This window comes from Actinomadura sp. (assembly GCF_044508335.1).
Classification (GTDB): Bacteria; Actinomycetota; Actinomycetes; order Streptosporangiales; family Streptosporangiaceae; genus Spirillospora.
The window spans coordinates 35,412-38,200 of the sequence record NZ_JBIQHY010000059.1; the positions used below are offsets into that span (position 1 = coordinate 35,412).

At 75.5% G+C, this 2,789-nt stretch carries 3 protein-coding genes; 1 reads left to right on the plus strand and 2 read right to left on the minus strand.

Annotated features, from left to right (window positions below; genetic code table 11):
- Positions 1-3: 3 nt before the first annotated feature.
- Positions 4-819, plus strand: coding sequence for a sugar phosphate isomerase/epimerase family protein (locus ACIWVC_RS20325; RefSeq protein ID WP_396447592.1), 816 nt, complete (start codon positions 4-6; stop codon positions 817-819).
- A 77-nt stretch (positions 820-896) separates the two neighbouring features.
- Here the strand turns inward: ACIWVC_RS20325 and ACIWVC_RS20330 are convergent, their stop codons facing one another.
- Together ACIWVC_RS20330 and galT are read right to left on the minus strand one after the other, a co-directional pair.
- Positions 897-1,805: a WD40 repeat domain-containing protein gene (locus ACIWVC_RS20330; RefSeq protein WP_396447567.1), complete on the minus strand. Its 909-nt coding sequence runs from the start codon at positions 1,803-1,805 to the stop codon at positions 897-899.
- Positions 1,806-1,897: 92 nt separating this feature from the next.
- Positions 1,898-2,789, minus strand: an 892-nt coding sequence (galT, locus tag ACIWVC_RS20335; RefSeq protein ID WP_396454424.1) for a galactose-1-phosphate uridylyltransferase, incomplete at its 5' end; no start/stop codon positions are given.

Here is a 2,789-nt window from a genome sequence, read left to right on the forward strand (position 1 = left end):
GTGATGGGGAGCCGCGTGATGAGGTTCAGCCTGAACCAGTGGACGACCCGGCACTGGCCCATGCCCGAGCTGGCCGCGGGCTGCGCCGCGGCCGGGGTGGCCGGCGTCGGCCTGTGGCGCGAGCCCGTCGCCGAGTACGGCCTGGCCCGCACCGCCCAGCTCATGCGCGACCACGGCCTGGAGGTCACGTCCCTGTGCCGGGGCGGCTTCTTCCAGCGGCCGGACGCCGTGGACGAGAACCGCCGCGCCATCGAGGAGGCGGCCGGACTGGGCGCGCCAGTCCTGTGCCTGGTGAGCGGCGGCCTCCCGGACGGATCCCGCGACCTGGACGGCGCGCGCTCCCGCGTCGCCGACGTCCTCGCCGAGATCGCGCCCTGCGCGGGCGAGCACGGCGTCCGGCTCGCGCTGGAGCCGCTGCACCCGATGTACTGCTCCGACCGCTGCGTCGTCTCCACCCTCGGCCAGGCGCTCGACATGGCCGCCCCCTTCCCGTCCGCCCAGGTGGGCGTCATGATCGACACCTACCACCTGTGGTGGGACCCGGACGTGTGGGACGGCATCGCCCGCGCGGGCGCGGTCGGCCGCATCGCCCTGTTCCAGGTCGCCGACTGGGTGACGCCGCTCCCCGAGGGCGTCCTCACGGGGCGCGGCATGCTCGGCGACGGCCGCATCGACCTGCGCCGCTTCCGCGAGGCCGTGGACGCGGCCGGCTACACCGGCCCGATCGAGGTGGAGATCTTCAACGAGGCGCTGTGGGCGATGCCGGGCCCCGAGGCGCTGGCGCTGACCCTGGCCCGCTACAAGGAGCACGTCGCCTGACGCCGTCCGCCTGCCCCCCGGAGACCTGTCCGCCCTCGACCACGTGACCGACGTCGGCCCCCAGCGAGGGATGGGGGTCAGGGGCACAGGGGGGTGGTGTAGAGGGCCTCGTCGGTGGCTGCCAGGAGGGTGCCGTCCGGGGCCAGGGCCAGGTCGTTGACGGGGGACGGGACCTTCAGGCGGTGGGACGGGGCCGGGGTCGCGGCGTCCCAGGCCAGGAGGGTGCCGGGGTCGTCGCGGACGGCGGCCGTGACGAGGAGGCGGCCGTCCACCTGGGAGGCGGCCACGCGGTCGCAGGGGGCCGGGGTGTCGAGGGTCGCGAGGCGGTCGCCGTCGAGGCCGCGGACGTGCAGGCCGGACGGGGTCGGCTGGACGAGGACCAGGCCGTCCGGGGACGGGGTCAGCACCGCGTAGTCGGCGGGCAGGGCGGCGATCTCCTCGCCGCGTTCGACGTCCAGGAGGCTGACGGCGGAGTCGCCGGGCAGGCCGATGAGGGGGCCGGTGGCCGGGGTCGCGTGCAGGATCCAGCGGTCGATGGCCGTGCGGTGGCCCAGCCAGAGGGTGAACTCGGCCAGGCGTTCGCCGGTGAGCGCGTCCCACGCGACGACCTCGGCGTCGCTCGCGGGGCCGAAGACGGTGACGACCGCGGCCCGGCCGTGGTGGACGGCGAGGCCGACGAGGTCGGGCTGGCCGTCGAAGACCGGCTCGTGGCCCGTGGAGAGGTCCTGGACGTGGACGCGGTCGCGGTGCGTCCACGCGACGGTCGGCGAGCCCGCGGGGACGCCGAACGCCCAGTCGGCGCGGTCGGCGGGGAAGTCGGGGATCGGCGCACCGAGGGCCGCGCCGGCGGCCAGGTCCCACAGCTGGCCCGCGTTCGCGCCCCGCGCCGTCTGCGAGGTGAACGCCAGCGGCGCGCCTTCGGCGGTGACGGCGACGCTGTCGAACGATCCTTCCGCCAGCGGTTCCGCGAGCACGGTATCCGGCATGCGTGGGAGCGTAAGGCACCCGGCTGCGGCGTTCCACGCACTCGCGGAAACTCGGCCGCGGTGTGACGCGATGGGGCGCGGCGAAGCTGTAATCAGCCCGCGGCGCGGAGGCGGCCGGCGATGTCCTCCGGGGAGACGTCGTTGATCCAGGCGGCCATGCCCGACTCCGAGCCCGCCAGATACTTGATCTTGTCGGCGGCGCGGCGGACGGAGAACAGCTCCAGGTGCAGGCGGAGGCCCGTCCCGGCGGGGGCCTGGTGCCAGCCCGCCACGTACGGGAGCGGGGTGCCGTAGAGGGCGTCGCAGCGGCGCAGCAGGTCCCGGTAGAGGACGGCCAGCTCGTCGCGCTCGGCGGTGTCCAGCGCGGTGAAGTCGGGGACGTGCCGGTGCGGCATCAGGTGCGCCTCGACCGGCCAGCGGGCGGCGGCGGGCACGTAGGCCGTCCAGTGCTCGCCCGGCAGGACGACGCGGCCGCCGGCGCGCTCGGCCGCCAGGACGTCGCCGAACAGGTCCGGGTTCGCGGCGGCCGCCGCCAGCATGCGCTCGGTGCGCGGCGTGATGAACGGGTACCCGTAGATCTGGCCGTGCGGGTGGTGCAGGGTCACGCCGATCTCGACGCCCCGGTTCTCGAACACGTAGACCTGGCGGACGCCGGGAACCGCGGCGATCTCGGCGGTGCGGTCGGCCCACGCGTCGATGATCGTCCGGACGCGGGAGACGGGCAGCTGCGCCATCGACGCGGAGTGCTCGTCGGTGAAGCAGACGACCTCGCAGCGCCCGGCGCCGCGGGCGCGGGGGACCCCGTCGATCTCCGGCGGGACGGGCGGCGTCCGCACGTCGAACGACGGGAACCGGTTCTCGAACGCGACGACTTCGTAGGACGGGTCCGGGATCTCCGAAGCGGGGCCGCCCGGGCACAGCGGGCACTGGTCGGCGGGCGGCAGGAACGTCCGGGTGTTGCGGTGCGCGGTGATCGTGACGTGC